The sequence below is a fragment of the Pseudorhodoplanes sp. genome (genome assembly GCF_046289595.1).
GTDB lineage: Bacteria > Pseudomonadota > Alphaproteobacteria > Rhizobiales > Xanthobacteraceae > Pseudorhodoplanes.
On sequence record NZ_JBKBVB010000038.1, the window covers coordinates 1 to 15,608 of the forward strand.

The window sequence follows — 15,608 nt, forward strand, 5'->3', positions numbered from 1 at the left end:
CGATGTCGCCGCCGGTGGACAGGGCGCGCCGCTGGTGCCGGTCTATCACCGGGCGCTGGCCGCGATGCTCGACCGGCCGCACCCGATTGCGATGCTGAACATCGGCGGGGTCGCCAATGTGACCTTTATCAATGGCGTGCCGGACCCTTACGCCTGCGATACCGGGCCCGGCAACGCGCTGATCGACGACTTCATGCGCCATCGTAACGGTGAGGCCCGCGACGAGAATGGCACCGCCGCCGCGCGGGGCCGTGTCGATGAGGCAGCGGTGGCGCGTGTGCTTCAGCATGCCTTTTTCGCGTTGAAGCCGCCGAAGTCGCTCGACCGCAACGCCTTCCGCGAATGGGTGGCGGACCGGGCGGGGCTGGCGGACAAGACGACCGAAGACGGCGCGGCGACGCTGTCGGCTATCACGGCGGCGACGGTCGCGACCATCGTGCCGCACCTGCCGCAGGTGCCGCAAAGCTGGATCGTCTGCGGCGGCGGCGCTTTCAATCCGGTCATCATGCGCATGCTCGCAGAACGCCTGGCGCCGGCGCGTGTGGAGACCGCCCAGGAGGCCGGCTTCGACGCCAATGCCATCGAGGCCCAAGCCTTCGCCTTCATGGCGGTACGATCCTTGCGCGGATTGCCGATCACTTTCCCGACCACGACCGGCGTGCCACTGCCGATGACCGGCGGCGTGGTCGCCGAGCCGCATGCTCAGTCGCATGCGCAGGCGAGGGCCTGACCGGGAAGCAGCTATGCCGCTTTGGGGTGGTTCGTGCGGCGCCCCATAAAGCGCTGGATCAGCCGCGGCTGCCCCGGCGGGCGCACCAAGAGAATATCGCTGACCAGCTTGGCGCCGCCCTTGGCGCGCCGTTCAAGCGTCAGCTTGCGCGAATGAAAGCGCTCGAGTTCGGGCCGGTGTCCGACGCTGACAATGGTCAATCCTTCCATCTCCTCGGAGAGAAGCTTCATCAGGTCGTCCTGGCTCTTGGGATCGAGCGCGGCGGTCGCCTCATCCAGAACGATAATGTCGGGCCGGTGCAACAGGACGCGTGCCACGGTGAGCCGTTGCTTTTCTCCGCCCGAAAGGGTCTGGTCCCACGGGGCATCTTCCTCAAGCCGATCTTGCAAATGCCCCAGGCCCACGCGGTCCAGCGCGCCCTTGATCGTGTCGGCGTCCCAGTCTTCGGCCGCGCCCGGATAGGCAATCGCGCGGCGCAAGGTCCCGGTCGGGATATACGGTCGCTGCGGCAGCAGGAAGAGCCGCGAGTCGCGCTGGATCGCAATCTCGCCGCCGCCCCAGGGCCACAGCCCGGCGATCGCACGCACCAGCGTGCTCTTTCCGGAGCCGGAAGCGCCTGCGACCAGCACGCGCTCGCCCTTCTTGACCACGACATCGGTGTCGTCGACCACGGCAGTGCCGTTGTCGAGCGCCACCACGAGGTCCTTGAGCCGGATCGCCGCCTCGGTGGTTTCGCTGCGCTTGATGCGGTTGATGGCGTCGCCCGTCTCGGCCTTCTCGAGCGCATCGAGCGAGACCATGAGCGAGGCGGTGCGGCGTGCGCCTGCGGTCCATTCGGCGAGCCGCGGATAATTGTCGACGAGCCACGCAAATGCCGCCTGCACGATGGTGAAGGCGGACGCCGCCTGCATCACCTGACCGAGCGACATAGAGCCGTCGAGAAATTTCGGCGCGCAGAGAATGATCGGCAGCACCGGAGCGATAATGCCGGAGCCGTGCGAGACGACCGTGGTCCGCATGTGCTGGACGCACATGGCGCGCCATTTCCGCAAAACGTCGACAAATGAGCGGTTCAGGCCGGCGCGTTCTTCTTCCTCGCCGCCAAGAAGCGCGATGCTTTCGCCGTTCTCGCGCACCCGGGTGAGCGCGTAGCGATAATCCGCCTCGGCCTGATTCTTGGCTTCGGAGACGGCGACGAAACGCCTGCCGACCATGGCCATCGCGCCGCTTGCGACAACCGCATAGATCACCGCCGCAATGACAAGAAAACCGGGAATCGTGACCACACTCCCGCCAAGCGAGACGGTGAGGGCGCCGCCGATGCTCCAGAGCACCGCGATAAAGGTGAGCGCAGACAGGGTCGCGGTGGAAACGCCGACCGCAAAATCGATCGGGGCATCGGTGGAGACCCGCAGATCCTCGGTGAGCCGGCCTTCCGGGTTCTGGTGATCGCCGCTGACGAGATTGAGCTGGTAATAGCGTCCGTGTTTCAGCCAGCGATCGAGCACATGGTCGCTGAGCCAGGCGCGCCAGCGACGCTGCATCGACATGCGGCCGTAGACGCTGGCGACGCCCACCGCGACGCTGGCCGCCGCAAGCGGAAAGAACACCAGCGCGAGCATAAGCACGCTCGATGCATCGCGTTTCTCCAGCGCATCGAAAATTTTGCGGTTCCAGACATTGATGCCGTATTGCGCGAGCACCGCAAGCACGACCAGAAGCATCACCGCAATGGTCAGCGGCCAAGCCAGCCGGTCGCCGTCGCGGGGGTTCCAGAAGCCTTTCGCGGCCGACCAGAAACGGCCGAGCAGGGCGCGACGGCGCAGTTTCTCGCGCGCGGCTTCGGCGGCCGGATGTTGATCGCCTGCCGGACTTTCCGGTTCGGCTGCGGTGTCGTCGAGCGACTTCTCGGGCTCGGAATCGCCCTTTGCCTCTTTGCCCTTAGGCTGCTCGCCATTTTCTTGGGATGGGTTGGGACCGTGCGGGGCAGAGGGGGCAAGGCGGGGCGAATCGATCCGGTCCGCAGCGTTCGACGGTGCCCGGTTATCGGTATTCGTACGGTTGGCCACGGCGTTGTCCCTGCGTGATGCGCAGAGCAACGCCGCCGCTCAGGTTCCGTTCCAAATTGTCGCAGGGGCGTAGGGCGGTCAGGCTGCGCTGGGCTTTCGGCTGCTCGTGCCCAGACGCTTGTCAAGATAGGCGTTGACCTGCTCCATCAGCACGTCGATCTTCTGATCGAAGAAGTGGTTGGCGGCGGGCACGATCTTCTGCTCGATCACGATGCCCTTCTGGGTCTTGAGCTTCTCGACCAGGGTCGTGACGTCCTTGTGCGGCACCACCGCATCCTTGTCGCCGTGGATGATCAGGCCGGACGAGGGGCAGGGCGCAAGGAACGAGAAGTCATAGAGATTGGCCGGCGGCGCGATCGAGATGAAGCCCTCGATTTCCGGCCGGCGCATCAGGAGCTGCATGCCGATCCAGGCGCCAAAGGAAAAACCCGCGATCCAGCAGGAGCGGGCCTCCGGATTGATGGTCTGCGCCCAGTCCAGCGCCGCAGCCGCATCCGACAGCTCTCCGACGCCGTGATCGAACGAACCCTGGCTGCGTCCGACACCGCGGAAGTTGAAGCGCACCACCGAGAAATTTCGGTGCACGAAGGCGTAATAGAGCTGGTAGACGATCTGGTGGTTCATCGTCCCGCCAAACTGCGGGTGCGGATGCAGGATCAGCGCAAGCGGCGCGTTCTTTTGCGCGGCCGGATGGTACCGGCCTTCGATGCGTCCCGCTGGACCGGTGAAGATGACCTCGGGCATGGGGGTTGACCTCGACTGGTGCGGCAGGCTCGGGAGGGCGCCGCGCGGCTTTTAGAGCGCGCTTGACGTCGGTATCCGGCGCACAGTAGTTTTTAGAGCCGTTCTAATGTAGATGCGCCCGCCGGCTGCAACCGCTGACAAGGCTGCCGGGAGCGACGGCGGGTTCTACCACAAGGCCGGGGGCAAAATGCAAGCTTTCTCGCAGCGTTGTGTTAGGAGAGCCGATCCAGAGCGTGCCCCGGTATTTGAGTAGCATGACCGACCGTGTCTATCTCGACTGGAATGCGTCCGCCCCGCTGCGCCCGAAAGCGCGTGCGGCGGTGCTCGCGATGCTTGAGAGGACCGGGAACCCGTCGTCGGTTCATGCCGAGGGTCGAGACGTGCGCCAAGCCATCGAGCGGGCGCGGGGCGAGGTCGCGAAGCTCGTCGGGGCTGACGCGGGCTCGGTCATCTTCACCTCCGGTGCAACTGAGGCGAACGCGCTCGCATTGTCTCCGGGCTGGGTGCGTTCACCCGGCGACGGGCCGTTCATGCGGCTCCTGGTTTCCGCGGTGGAGCACGCGTCCGTGCGCGAGGGTGGCCGATTCGATCGTGGACGGGTCAGCCAGATACCGGTTGACGGTCGAGGGGTGATCGAACTCGGCGCATTGCGGGAACGGCTCGCCGGACCGCCGGCGCTGGTGTCCGTCATGCTGGCCAATAATGAAACGGGCGTCGTGCAACCGATTTGCGAGGTGGCCCGGATCGTTCATGAGGCCGGCGGCCTACTACATGTCGACGCAGTGCAGGCTCCGGGACGAATAGGTTGCGATTTCAACGCGCTGGACGCCGATCTTCTCACTCTTTCTGCGCACAAGATCGGCGGACCCCGCGGTGCGGGTGCGCTGATCCGCAAAGCAGGCCTGCATCTGGAGGACACGCTGACCCGTGGCGGCGGGCAGGAGCGCGGATTGCGCGCCGGAACCGAGAATGTGCCGGGTATTGCCGGCTTTGGCGCTGCCGCAACTGAGATTTTGGCGCAATCCGGCCAAGAAGCTGCGCATACGAGGCGCCTGCGGACCATGCTCGAAACCGGCCTTCGCAGTGTTACGCCCGACATTGTCTTCTTCGGCGAGGAAGGCGAAAGGTTGCCAAATACCACCTGTTTCTCGCATCCCGGCTTGCTGGCCGAAACAGCGGTCATCGGGTTCGATCTAGCGGGCGTGGCGGTGTCATCCGGGTCCGCCTGTTCTTCGGGCAAAGTGCAGCCGTCGCACGTGCTGGCCGCGATGGGGGTCGATCCGGCGCTGGCGCGCGGCGCGATCCGGGTCTCGACCGGATATTCGACCAAGGAAGCGGATATTGAACGTCTTCTAAGTGCTTGGACAAAGCTCTCTGAATCACTACTTAAGGGGCGGAAATCCATCGCCGCTTGAGCGGCTTCGCGGAGGGGTGACCCACGCAAGGCTGACCGACCATAACCGACAGATCCGCTGCGGTCCTTGAAACCGCTTGGGGAGAAGAGAATGCCGGCCGTACAGGAGACCGTCGAACAGGTTCGCCGTATCGACGTCGATCAATACAAATACGGGTTCGAGACGCTGATCGAATCCGAAAAGGCCCCTAAGGGGCTCAGTGAAGACATCGTCCGTTTCATCTCGGCGAAGAAAAACGAGCCGCAATGGATGCTCGACTGGCGGCTCGACGCCTATCGCCGCTGGTTGACGATGCGTGAGCCGACCTGGGCGCGGGTGCATTATCCGAAGATCGATTTCCAGGACATCTACTATTACGCGGCGCCGAAGAAGAACGCGGCGCCGAAGTCGCTGGACGAGGTCGATCCCGAGATTCTGCGCACCTACGAGAAACTCGGTATTCCGCTGCGCGAGCAGGAAATTCTGGCGGGCGTCGAACGCCCGGAGGGCGAGCGCCGCGTCGCGGTCGATGCGGTGTTCGACTCGGTCTCGGTTGCGACAACCTTCAAGGCGGAGTTGGCGAAAGCCGGCGTGATCTTCATGCCGATCTCGGAGGCGCTGCGCGAGCACCCCGAGCTTGTGCGCAAGTATATCGGCTCGGTCGTACCGGTGACCGACAATTTCTACGCGACGCTGAACTCTGCGGTGTTCTCCGATGGCTCGTTCGTCTATGTGCCGCCGGGCGTGCGCTGCCCGATGGAGCTGTCGACCTATTTCCGGATCAACGAAAAGAATACCGGCCAGTTCGAGCGCACGCTGATCATCGCCGACAAGGGCTCGTATGTGAGCTATCTCGAAGGCTGCACCGCGCCGATGCGCGACGAGAACCAGCTGCATGCCGCGGTGGTCGAACTGGTCGCGCTGGACGACGCCGAGATCAAGTATTCGACCGTGCAGAACTGGTATCCGGGCGACTCCGAAGGCCGCGGCGGCATCTACAATTTCGTCACCAAGCGCGGCGATTGCCGCGGCAAGAATTCCAAGATTTCATGGACGCAGGTCGAAACCGGGTCCGCGATCACCTGGAAATATCCGAGCTGCATCCTGCGCGGCGACGGGTCGCGCGGCGAGTTCTATTCGATCGCGATCTCGAACGGGATGCAGCAGGTCGATAGCGGCACCAAGATGATCCATCTCGGCAAGAACACGACGAGCCGGATCATCTCCAAGGGCATTTCGGCGGGGCGCTCGCAGAACACCTATCGCGGCTTGGTCTCGGCGCATCGCAAGGCGACCGGGGCGCGCAACTTCACCAATTGCGATTCGCTTCTGGTCGGCGACAAATGCGGCGCGCACACGATCCCGTATCTGGAGGCGAAGAACGCCTCTACGGTGTTCGAGCACGAGGCGACCACGTCGAAGATTTCCGAGGACATGCTGTTCTATTGCCGCCAGCGCGGGCTGTCGGCGGAGGAGGCGACCGCGCTTGTGGTCAACGGCTTCGTCAAGGACGTGCTGCAGCAGCTGCCGATGGAATTTGCGGTGGAAGCGCAGAAGCTGATCTCGATCTCGCTCGAGGGGAGCGTGGGATGACGGACAACTTCCGCACCGCCGCCACTGCCTGCCTTGCCCAGAACAAGCCCGCGGGCGAACTCGCCGATTGCATCGCCGAGCATTTCCCCGATGTCGAGGTCTACCGCGAGGACGACGACCTCATCATCAAGGGCGGCAGCCGCTTTCTGGTGGTGCGGCGCGACGGGCCCGATGCGTTCCGCATCACCGAGAATGTCGCAGTTCCGTCGACCAACGAAGTCGATGCGGGCGGCGGCCGCCAAACCACACTGAACGAGCTGATCGACGAGATCGTGACGCTCGACGACTGACCGGATCGAGACCATGCCATTGCTGGAAGTGAAGAACCTGCACGTCGAGATCGGCGGCAAGAAAATCCTGAACGGCCTCGACCTCACGGTCGAAAAGGGGCAGGTGCATGCCATCATGGGCCCGAACGGCTCGGGCAAGTCGACGCTGTCCTATGTGCTGGCCGGCAAGGACGATTACGACATTACCGAAGGCCAAATCCTGTTCGACGGCGAGAACATCGCCGAGATGGAGCCGGACGAGCGGGCGGCGAAAGGGCTGTTCCTGGCCTTCCAGTATCCGATCGAGATCCCCGGCGTCGCCACCATGACCTTCCTGCGCACCGCGGTGAATGCGCAGCGCAAGGCGCGCGGCGAGACCGAAATGTCCACACCAGATTTCATGAAGAAGGTGCGAGAAGCTGCGGGCGAACTCGGCATCAGCCAGGAGATGCTGCGCCGCGCGGTCAATGTCGGATTTTCCGGCGGCGAAAAGAAGCGCAACGAGATCCTGCAGATGGCGATGCTGCAGCCGCGGCTTGCGGTGCTCGACGAGACCGATTCCGGGCTCGATATCGACGCGCTGAAAATCGTGGCCGATGGCGTCAACGCGCTGCGTTCGCCGGACCGCGCCTTCGTCGTGATCACGCATTACCAGCGGCTGCTCGATTACATCGTGCCGGATGTCGTGCATGTGCTGTCGAAGGGCCGCATCGTGCGGACCGGCGGTAAGGAGCTGGCACTGGAACTCGAGGAAAAGGGCTATGCGCAATATGTCGGAGAGGCGGCGTAGGCAATGATGACAGAAACAGAAAATCTGGTTCTGGAGCATCTGCGGCTGATGCGCGACCAACTTTCTACCATGAACGAACGTCAACTTGAGATCATTCAGCGCCTCGGGAATCTCGAGGTGCAGGTTGCCAACCTGTCGGTCCGTGTTGACCGGATCGACATCCGATTAGACCGCGTCGAGAAGCGTCTCGGACTGATCGAGGCCTGATAGACAAGACAATGGCCGAACTGAAAGTCATCAAGACCGCTGCCGAAGAGGGCCTCGCCGAGGCCTTTGCCGGCGCACGCGTGAGCCTGCCGGGCGCGGCGTCCGTGAAGTCGCTGCGTGAGAGCGCGTTCCGGACCTTCGAAGCGAAGGGCCTGCCGCACCGCCGCGTCGAGGAATGGAAATACACCGATCTGCGCGCGCTGATGCGCGATGCCAAACCGCTGGCCCCGGTTCCGGATGCGGCGGCGAAGCTCAAGGCGAAGGCGGCCGGTGCGTTCGCGACCGCAGTGAAGGCGCGGCGGATCGTGATCGTGGACGGCGTGTTTGCGGCCGATTTGTCCGATCTCGCAGACCTCGAACCGGACCTGTCCATCGGCTCGCTGGCCGATGCCCTGTCGAGAGGCGACGCGGGTGTCGTCGAACGGCTAAGCCGCCGCACTGCGCTCGCAGACGATCCGGCCTTCGCGCTGAATACAGCAATGATGGGCGACGGCGTGGTGGTTGCCGCAGCCGACGGCGCCAAAATCGAACGCCCGATCCATCTGGTGTTCGTCACGACTTCGGACAGGCCGGTCTCTGTCTTCACACGTTCCCTGGTGAGCGTGGGGAAGGGTGCGTGGCTTTCCATCATCGAGAGCCACGAGAGCGCGAACGGCATAGACAAGCAGGCCAATCATGCGCTCGATATATCGATTGCGGACGGCGGACGGCTCGATCACGTGAAGGCCGGCCTGGAGGGCGACCGCACGCTGCATGTCGCGTCTCTGCTGGTGGAAATCGGCGCAAGTGCGCATCTCAACGATTTCACGTTCACTGCGGGCAGCGCGGTCACGCGCAACCAGATTGCGTTGCGGCTGAATGGTAGCGAGACCCACGCCGCCGTCCGCGGCGCGTCCTTGCTCAAGGGCCGGCAGCACGCCGACAATACGCTGGTGGTAGACCACGCGGTCGGTCACTGCGAGAGCCGCGAATTGTTCAAGGCGGTGCTCGACGGTGCGAGCCGGTCGGTGTTCCAGGGCAAGATCATCGTCAAGCCGCACGCCCAGAAGACCGATGCCAAGATGGCGACGCATGCACTGCTGCTGTCCGAGGACGCCGAGGCCGACGCCAAGCCGGAACTGGAAATCTTTGCCGACGACGTGGTCTGCGGCCATGGCGCGACGGCGGGCGCGCTGGATGACGATCTCCTGTTCTATCTGAAGGCGCGCGGCATTCCGCAGAAGGAGGCCGAGGCGCTGATGGTCGAAGCCTTTGTCGGTGAAGCGGTGGAGACGGTGGAAAACGAGGCCATGCGCGAGGCATTGATGGAGATGGTGCGCGGCTGGCTCAAGGCGCGGACATGACGATGCATCCCGCAGTGTCCAACGGCTCCTACGACGTCGCCAAGATCCGGGAAGACTTTCCCGCTTTGTCGATGCAGGTCTACGGCAAGCCGCTGACCTATCTCGACAACGCGGCGTCGGCGCAAAAGCCGAATGCGGTTCTCGACCGCATCCAGCGCGCCTATACGAGCGAATATGCCAACGTGCATCGCGGCCTGCATTATCTCGCCAATGCGGCAACCGACGCCTATGAGGGCGCGCGCGAGATCGTGGCGAAATTCCTGAATGCGCCGCGTAAAGAGGAAGTGATCTTCACCCGCAACGCCACCGAGGCGATCAATCTTGTCGCCTATACCTTCGGCCGCGAGCGGCTGAAGGAGGGCGACGAGATCGTGCTCTCGATCATGGAGCATCATTCCAATATCGTGCCGTGGCATTTCCTGCGCGAACGGCAGGGCGCCGTCATCAAATGGGCGCCGATCGACGACGACGGCAATTTCCTAATCGACGAATTCGAGAAGCTGCTGACCCCGCGCACCAAAATGGTCGCGATCACGCATATGTCGAATGCGCTCGGCACCTATGTCCCGGTGAAGGACGTGGTGCGGATCGCGCATGCCCGCGGCATTCCGGTGCTGGTCGACGGTAGCCAGGCGGCTGTGCATCTGCCGGTCGACGTGCAGGATATCGGCTGCGACTTCTATGTCTTCACCGGACACAAGATTTACGGTCCCTCCGGTATCGGCGTGCTCTGGGGCACGTCCGCGCATCTTGAGGCGATGCCGCCGTTCAACGGCGGCGGCGAAATGATCCGCGAAGTGTTCGAGGATCGCGTTACCTATGGCGATCCCCCGCACAAATTCGAAGCAGGAACGCCGCCGATCGTGCAGGCGATCGGGCTCGGAGCGGCAATCGAATACGTCAATTCGATCGGCAAGGACCGGATCAAGGCGCACGAGGACGGGCTGATCCGCTATGCGCATGACAGACTGCGGGAGATCAACTCGCTGAAAATCATCGGCCAGGCGAAACAGAAAGGCGCTGTGATTTCGTTCGAAATGCGTGGCGCCCATCCCCATGACATCGCGACGATTATCGACCGGTCGGGCGTCGCGGTCAGGGCCGGAACCCATTGCGTGATGCCGCTGTTGAACCGGATCGGTGTCACCGCGACATGCCGGGCGTCGTTCGGCCTCTATAATACGAAGGACGAGGTCGACAGCCTTGCGGCGGCCCTCATCAAGGCACAGGATTTCTTCGCATGAGCGACGACATCAAGACCCAAGAGACCAACGCCGCCGCGGTGGCCCCTTTGGCTGGCGAGCCGGCCGCTGCGTCCCAAGCAGCGCCGCAGGAATCGGCCTTGCCGCAGGAGGAGATTACGCGGCTGACCGACGATATCGTTTCCGCGCTCAAGACGGTCTACGATCCGGAAATTCCGGCCGATATCTATGAACTCGGCCTGATCTACAAGGTCGACATCAAGGACGATCGCACCGTCGATGTGGACATGACGTTGACCACGCCGAATTGTCCTGCCGCCGCCGAATTGCCGATGATGGTGGAGAATGCGGTCGCAAGCGTGCAGGGCGTCGGACCGGTCAAGGTGCAGGTGGTGTGGGATCCGCCATGGGATCCGAGCCGGATGTCCGACGAGGCGCGGCTCGTTCTGAACATGTGGTGATGGCCGGGACCGCACCGAAAATCGGCCGGGTGCTGGAGACGGCGCTTTACGTTGACGACCTCGAACGCGCGGCGGCGTTCTACGAACAGGTGCTCGGCCTGCAACCGTTGATCAGCGACAGCCGCTTCCGCGCCTATGGCGCCGGTGGCGTCAATGTGCTTCTGCTGTTTCTGCGCGGGGCGACCCTGGAAACCGTGCAGGTGCCGGGTGGCACCATCCCGCCGCATGACGGACACGGCCCCCTCCACGTCGCCTTTGCCGTCGCCGCCGACGAACTGCCGGTCTGGGAGCGGCGGCTTGACGAGCACGGTGTCGCGATCGAAGGCCGGACCGAGTGGCCGCGGGGCGGGCATAGCGTCTATTTCCGCGATCCTGACGGTCATCTTTTGGAACTGGCGACCCCCGGGCTCTGGACGATCTATTGATGGAGCAAATCCAGTCTTGCCGGACTTCACGGCGTGGATTTCATTGCTATCTTAGGAGCACACGAGTCCCGAACCGGACCTTGAATCCGGCGACAGGAGATTGACCCGATGGCCACAGCCCGACCGAGGCCCCAGGTAATGCGGCTGACCGACGCCGCCGCCGACCGCATCAAGGAATTGATGGCGAAGTCCGAGCGCCCGATCGCCGGCTTGCGCGTCGGCGTGCGCAATGGCGGCTGCGCCGGCATGGCCTACACCATGGAATATGCCGAGGCCGCAAATCCGGCCGACGAGGTGGTCGAGGACAAGGGCGTACGCATTCTGATCGACCCGAAGGCGGTGCTGTTCCTGCTCGGCACCGAGATGGACTACAAGATCGACAAGCTGTCCGCGCAGTTCGTGTTCAACAATCCGAACCAGACCTCGGCCTGCGGCTGCGGCGAGTCGGTGCAGTTGACGCCGGCACGCGGCGAGGGTGCGGAAGCAGGCGCGCATTGAAGCCACTGCCCGGGGCGCGCCATGGACCCCGATCATCTCCGAGATCTTTTTGCGAACTTTCGTCCGGTGACGGTGCGGCGCATGTTCGGCGGCGCCGGCATTTATGCCGACGGCGTGATGTTCGCGCTGCTGTCGTCCGGCGGGACGATTTACCTCAGGGTCGATGACGGCAACGAGCAAGATTTTGTCCGTGAGAATCTGCCGTCTTTCGCGCCGCTCATGAAGAGCGGAAAACACGCCGTCATGCCCTACCGGCAAATGCCGGATCGGCTCTATGATGATCCGGAAGAGCTGGCGCAATGGGCACAGCGCGCGCTGGCTGCGGCGCAGCGCAAAGCGGTAACCAAAGCCAAAGTAAAATCGGAGCGGCAGCCGGTCAGGCGACGGCGGCCGCAGGCGCGGCGTTGACTTCGGGATCGGTATCGCAGATCACGCGGTTGCGGCCGGCGCGCTTGGCTGCATAAAGACAGGAATCGGCGCGGCCGATCAGCGACTGGGCATTGTCCCCGCGGCGCAGCGCAGCGACCCCGATCGATATGGTGACGCGGCCCAGATGCTCGCCGGTGGAGCGCTTCATCAGTTCCTTGCTCATCACCGCGCGACGGATATGTTCGGCGACCGTCACCGCAGAGCGCATCACCGTATTTGGCAGGATAACGACAAACTCCTCGCCGCCATAGCGCGCGGCGATGTCCTGTCCCTTGACGTTCTGCTTGACGCATTGGGCAACCAGCCGGAGCACCTGGTCTCCGGTGAGATGGCCATAGGTGTCGTTGAAATTCTTGAAGTGATCGATGTCGGTGAGCAGAAGCGAAAGCGATTCATTCTCCGAGAATGCTTCGGCGATCGCCTTGTCCAGGGCTTCGTCGAAAAACTTCCGGTTCGAGAGCGTCGTGAGCGGGTCGGTCAGGCTTTCGTTGCGAGCGACTTCGAGATGCCGTTGCAATTGGCTGATTTCGAGCTTGGAGGCGGTCAGGCGCTCTTCAAGCTTGTGGTTGACCTCCTGCATCTCTCGTGACGTCTCGACCAGACTTTCCACGATCGCCCGCAATTCATTGCGATCGGCCGCGGGCAATTCACGGGAGACGCCAGCGAGATTCTCCGAACAGGTGGTGGTCGAACCGATAGCCACATCGACCATCGCCATGACCTGATCGATCTCGTCGACCACCTTGCTGCCGACATTGTCGATGCGTTCGCTGAGGCGGGTCGGCGAAAGATACGTGTTGCAGATGCGCTCGACATCGGCGTCGCTGAGACGGCCGCGGCGGGCAAGGATTTCGTTGATGGTTTCGTTGAGCGAGGGGTGATAGCCCGTCGCATAGCAATACCAGACCTCGAAATTGCGGGGAGTGGCGGGCTGGCGGAGGGCTTTGATCTGTCCGATGGCGATTTCGGCGAACGCCATGGTCCGCTCGTGTTCGTCGTCGGTGGTCGCCATCGTTGGCCCCCGCAAGGCAAGCAATCAATAACCGGCTGCCCCTCCGGCGGCAGCCGCTGCAGCAATGTTTCCAACCTAGGGCAGAGTGGTGAACGAGGTGTAAATGCCGGTGCGCGAGGCGGCGCGCTATGGATGTGACGGAAGATTTAGCCTGTCGGGGCTCGGGCTTTCAGGCGGACCGGACGCAGCAGGAAGGCGGGCAGGTGGGAGTGGTCCGCCTCAAGCTCGGGCGCGGGTTGCGGACGTCTGCGGGCCTGATCGATGCGGGTGACCTTCGGCGTGTCTTGCGCGTCGTCGGTCTTGGCGCCGCGGCGCGACGGACGCCGTCCCTTGGCGCGTTCTGCGCCTGTGGGCGGAGCATGGACGGGCGTGTCGCGCGGTTCGGCAGGCTGCAGGTCCGGCGCGGGAAAATCGGCGACGACCGGGATCGGCTGGCCGATCAGCTTCTCGATGGCGGCGACGGCCTTGTGGTCGGCAGGCGTGGCAATGGTGTAGGCGGTGCCGGTCTTGCCGGCGCGGCCGGTGCGGCCGATGCGGTGAACGTAATCGTCGGCGTGAAAAGGCACGTCGAAATTCAGCACATGGCTGACATCCGGAATATCGAGGCCGCGCGCGGCAACATCGGAGGCGATCAAGAGGTCGGCCTCGCCTTTGCGGAATTTGTCGAGGGCGGCCATGCGCGAGGTTTGATCCATGTCGCCGTGCAGGGCGACCGCGTTGAAGCCGTGCTTCACCAGCGAACGATGCAGCAGCGCCACCTCGCGCTTGCGATTGCAGAACACGATGGCATTCTTGAAATTCTCGGTGGTGTTGCGGATGATGCGCCGCAACGTCTCCCGTTTCTCGTGCGGCTCGCGGCCGCATCTGACGAGCTGCTGGGTGATGGTGGCGGCAGCGGTGGCGGGCTTTGCCACTTCGACCTTCACCGGGCTCGACAGGAATTGCTCGGTGATGCGCCGGATTTCCGGCGGCATGGTGGCCGTGAAGAACAGGGTCTGCCGGGTGAAGGGAACGAGTTTACAGATACGCTCGATGTCGGGAATGAAGCCCATGTCGAGCATGCGATCGGCTTCATCGATCACCAGCAATTCAACGCCAGTCAGCAGCAGGCGTCCGCGCTCGAAATGATCGAGCAGACGGCCCGGGGTCGCGATCAGCACATCGACGCCGCGGGTGAGCTTGGCGTCCTGGTCGTCGAACGAAACACCGCCGATCAGAAGCGCGACATTCAGCTTCTGCCCGGCGCCGTATTTCTCGAAATTTTCCTGCACCTGGGCGGCCAGTTCGCGGGTTGGCTCGAGGATCAGCGTGCGCGGCATACGGGCCCGGGCGCGGCCGGTTTCCAGCATGGTGATCATCGGCAGCGTAAACGCCGCAGTCTTTCCGGTGCCGGTCTGGGCAATGCCGAGCACATCGCGCCGTGCCAGCACGTGCGGGATCGCCTGCGATTGAATGGGGGTCGGGTTTTCGTAGCCTGCGGCCTTAACGGCGGCCAAAACTTTTTCGGACAAACCGAGTTGGGAAAAGGACATATAACCTCTAACGCCGCCCGCTGTCTGGGCTCGCGCCGGACCACCGTAGGATGACGTTTTGCGCGAGAGGGGCGGCCGAATCTCTGTCAGTCGGACCGTTGCCCGAAAATAGGGACAGGGGGCCGAAAGTCAATGGCCGGACAGCCATTAAGTTAAATAAATACAAGCGTTTTCGTCGATTCCACGATGACGGGACCATGACATGAGCGATGCCGAAAGCCTGCCGATCCTGCTAATTCCCGGGCTTGGATGTACCGCCCGCCTCTATACCGAGCAATTGCCCGCGCTTTGGACCTTCGGGCCGGTCACGATTGCCGATCACCGGCGGGCCGACAGCATGGATGCCATCGCGCGGCAGATTCTGGACGACGCGCCACCGCGCTTTGCGCTCGCCGGATTGTCCATGGGCGGCTACATCGCGCTCGCGATCATGCGGCTTGCTGCGGAGCGGGTCGCAAAGCTTGCGCTGCTCGACACCGGCTCGCGCGCCGACACGCCGGAGGCGGCGAAGCGGCGCAAGGCTTCGATCGCTTTGGCCAGGGCCGGCAAGCTCGAGGAGATCAACGCGATGCTGTGGCCGGTGTTGGTGCACAAGGACCGGCAGGGCGACACGGCGCTCAAAAAAATCGCCGGCGACATGACGCTTGCTGTGGGTGCGGATGCGTTCGTGCGCCAGCAGACTGCGATCCTGACGCGTCCGGACTCGCGTCCGGGACTTCCCGCGATCACATGCCCGACGCTCGTTCTGGTCGGCGACGGCGATCAGCTTACGCCTCCGGCGCTGTCGGAAGAGATGGCGGGGCTCATTCCTCGCAGCAGGCTCGTCATGGTGCCCGATTGCGGACACCTGTCGACGCTCGAGCGGCCAGACGCGGTGACGCAAGCGCTCGTCGAGTGGTTAAGGCGGTGA

The 15,608-nt window shown here is 63.6% G+C and carries 17 protein-coding genes; 13 read left to right on the forward strand and 4 right to left on the reverse strand.

Annotation, left to right across the window (positions count from 1 at the left end):
• Positions 1–730 (forward strand): anhydro-N-acetylmuramic acid kinase (locus ACK41X_RS10200; protein WP_409722227.1); only part of this gene is annotated, 730 nt, incomplete at its 5' end.
• Positions 731–741: 11 nt separating this feature from the next.
• Here the strand turns inward: ACK41X_RS10200 and ACK41X_RS10205 are convergent.
• A complete protein-coding gene (locus ACK41X_RS10205) occupies positions 742–2,745 on the reverse strand; it encodes an ABC transporter ATP-binding protein/permease (RefSeq protein WP_409722319.1) in 2,004 nt (667 codons plus the stop codon).
• A gap of 132 nt (positions 2,746–2,877) precedes the next feature.
• Positions 2,878–3,543: an alpha/beta hydrolase gene (locus tag ACK41X_RS10210; RefSeq protein WP_409722229.1), complete on the reverse strand. Its 666-nt coding sequence runs from the start codon at positions 3,541–3,543 to the stop codon at positions 2,878–2,880.
• A gap of 254 nt (positions 3,544–3,797) precedes the next feature.
• Between ACK41X_RS10210 and ACK41X_RS10215 the strand changes: the two genes are divergently transcribed.
• The 11 genes from ACK41X_RS10215 (at position 3,798) to ACK41X_RS10265 (ending at position 12,133) form a co-directional block, all read left to right on the forward strand.
• Complete coding sequence (locus ACK41X_RS10215; protein ID WP_409722232.1) at positions 3,798–4,958, forward strand: cysteine desulfurase family protein; 1,161 nt, start codon at positions 3,798–3,800, stop codon at positions 4,956–4,958.
• Between the two features lie 90 nt (positions 4,959–5,048).
• The gene (sufB, locus tag ACK41X_RS10220; RefSeq protein WP_409722235.1) at positions 5,049–6,530 is read left to right on the forward strand and encodes a Fe-S cluster assembly protein SufB; all 1,482 of its coding nucleotides are present in this window, start codon (positions 5,049–5,051) and stop codon (positions 6,528–6,530) included.
• Positions 6,527–6,820 carry a hypothetical protein gene (locus ACK41X_RS10225; RefSeq protein ID WP_409722238.1) on the forward strand — a complete coding sequence of 98 codons (294 nt, stop codon included), beginning with the start codon at positions 6,527–6,529 and terminating at the stop codon, positions 6,818–6,820. The genes sufB and ACK41X_RS10225 overlap by 4 nt, the downstream gene beginning before the upstream one ends.
• A 13-nt stretch (positions 6,821–6,833) precedes the next feature.
• Positions 6,834–7,589: a Fe-S cluster assembly ATPase SufC gene (gene sufC / locus ACK41X_RS10230; protein ID WP_409722241.1), complete on the forward strand. Its 756-nt coding sequence runs from the start codon at positions 6,834–6,836 to the stop codon at positions 7,587–7,589.
• A 3-nt stretch (positions 7,590–7,592) separates the two neighbouring features.
• Positions 7,593–7,796 (forward strand): hypothetical protein, encoded by a 204-nt coding sequence (locus ACK41X_RS10235; protein ID WP_409722243.1) that lies wholly within the window; start codon positions 7,593–7,595, stop codon positions 7,794–7,796.
• An 11-nt stretch (positions 7,797–7,807) separates the two neighbouring features.
• Positions 7,808–9,139, forward strand: coding sequence for a Fe-S cluster assembly protein SufD (gene sufD / locus ACK41X_RS10240; protein ID WP_409722246.1), 1,332 nt, complete (start codon positions 7,808–7,810; stop codon positions 9,137–9,139).
• Entirely contained in the window at positions 9,136–10,383 is a 1,248-nt protein-coding gene (locus tag ACK41X_RS10245) for a cysteine desulfurase (RefSeq protein WP_409722248.1), read from the forward strand. The genes sufD and ACK41X_RS10245 overlap by 4 nt, the downstream gene beginning before the upstream one ends.
• Positions 10,380–10,802, forward strand: coding sequence for an SUF system Fe-S cluster assembly protein (locus tag ACK41X_RS10250; protein WP_409722250.1), 423 nt, complete (start codon positions 10,380–10,382; stop codon positions 10,800–10,802). The genes ACK41X_RS10245 and ACK41X_RS10250 overlap by 4 nt, the downstream gene beginning before the upstream one ends.
• A complete protein-coding gene (locus ACK41X_RS10255) occupies positions 10,802–11,227 on the forward strand; it encodes a VOC family protein (protein ID WP_409722252.1) in 426 nt (141 codons plus the stop codon). The genes ACK41X_RS10250 and ACK41X_RS10255 overlap by 1 nt, the downstream gene beginning before the upstream one ends.
• Positions 11,228–11,335: 108 nt before the next feature.
• Complete coding sequence (locus tag ACK41X_RS10260; protein WP_409722255.1) at positions 11,336–11,725, forward strand: HesB/IscA family protein; 390 nt, start codon at positions 11,336–11,338, stop codon at positions 11,723–11,725.
• A gap of 21 nt (positions 11,726–11,746) precedes the next feature.
• The gene (locus tag ACK41X_RS10265; RefSeq protein WP_409722258.1) at positions 11,747–12,133 is read left to right on the forward strand and encodes a TfoX/Sxy family protein; all 387 of its coding nucleotides are present in this window, start codon (positions 11,747–11,749) and stop codon (positions 12,131–12,133) included.
• On the opposite strand, the gene ACK41X_RS10270 is transcribed toward ACK41X_RS10265, so the two are convergent.
• Together ACK41X_RS10270 and ACK41X_RS10275 are read right to left on the reverse strand one after the other, a co-directional pair.
• Entirely contained in the window at positions 12,102–13,166 is a 1,065-nt protein-coding gene (locus ACK41X_RS10270) for a GGDEF domain-containing protein (RefSeq protein WP_409722261.1), read from the reverse strand. The two genes, ACK41X_RS10265 and ACK41X_RS10270, sit on opposite strands and share 32 nt — an antisense overlap.
• 146 nt (positions 13,167–13,312) lie before the next feature.
• On the reverse strand, positions 13,313–14,698 hold the full coding sequence (locus tag ACK41X_RS10275) for a DEAD/DEAH box helicase (protein ID WP_409722264.1): 1,386 nt from the start codon (positions 14,696–14,698) through the stop codon (positions 13,313–13,315).
• Between the two features lie 202 nt (positions 14,699–14,900).
• Between ACK41X_RS10275 and ACK41X_RS10280 the strand changes: the two genes are divergently transcribed.
• On the forward strand, positions 14,901–15,608 hold the full coding sequence (locus ACK41X_RS10280; protein WP_409722266.1) for an alpha/beta fold hydrolase: 708 nt from the start codon (positions 14,901–14,903) through the stop codon (positions 15,606–15,608).

Coding starts and splice junctions, on each gene's coding strand:
- ACK41X_RS10210 (WP_409722229.1), bottom strand. CDS start 3,543: ATGCCCGAGGTCATCTTCACCGGTCCAGCGGGACGCATCGAAGGCCGG.
- ACK41X_RS10215 (WP_409722232.1), top strand. CDS start 3,798: ATGACCGACCGTGTCTATCTCGACTGGAATGCGTCCGCCCCGCTGCGC.
- sufB (WP_409722235.1), top strand. CDS start 5,049: ATGCCGGCCGTACAGGAGACCGTCGAACAGGTTCGCCGTATCGACGTC.
- ACK41X_RS10225 (WP_409722238.1), top strand. CDS start 6,527: ATGACGGACAACTTCCGCACCGCCGCCACTGCCTGCCTTGCCCAGAAC.
- sufC (WP_409722241.1), top strand. CDS start 6,834: ATGCCATTGCTGGAAGTGAAGAACCTGCACGTCGAGATCGGCGGCAAG.
- ACK41X_RS10235 (WP_409722243.1), top strand. CDS start 7,593: ATGATGACAGAAACAGAAAATCTGGTTCTGGAGCATCTGCGGCTGATG.
- sufD (WP_409722246.1), top strand. CDS start 7,808: ATGGCCGAACTGAAAGTCATCAAGACCGCTGCCGAAGAGGGCCTCGCC.
- ACK41X_RS10245 (WP_409722248.1), top strand. CDS start 9,136: ATGACGATGCATCCCGCAGTGTCCAACGGCTCCTACGACGTCGCCAAG.
- ACK41X_RS10250 (WP_409722250.1), top strand. CDS start 10,380: ATGAGCGACGACATCAAGACCCAAGAGACCAACGCCGCCGCGGTGGCC.
- ACK41X_RS10255 (WP_409722252.1), top strand. CDS start 10,802: ATGGCCGGGACCGCACCGAAAATCGGCCGGGTGCTGGAGACGGCGCTT.
- ACK41X_RS10260 (WP_409722255.1), top strand. CDS start 11,336: ATGGCCACAGCCCGACCGAGGCCCCAGGTAATGCGGCTGACCGACGCC.
- ACK41X_RS10265 (WP_409722258.1), top strand. CDS start 11,747: ATGGACCCCGATCATCTCCGAGATCTTTTTGCGAACTTTCGTCCGGTG.
- ACK41X_RS10270 (WP_409722261.1), bottom strand. CDS start 13,166: ATGGCGACCACCGACGACGAACACGAGCGGACCATGGCGTTCGCCGAA.
- ACK41X_RS10275 (WP_409722264.1), bottom strand. CDS start 14,698: ATGTCCTTTTCCCAACTCGGTTTGTCCGAAAAAGTTTTGGCCGCCGTT.
- ACK41X_RS10280 (WP_409722266.1), top strand. CDS start 14,901: ATGAGCGATGCCGAAAGCCTGCCGATCCTGCTAATTCCCGGGCTTGGA.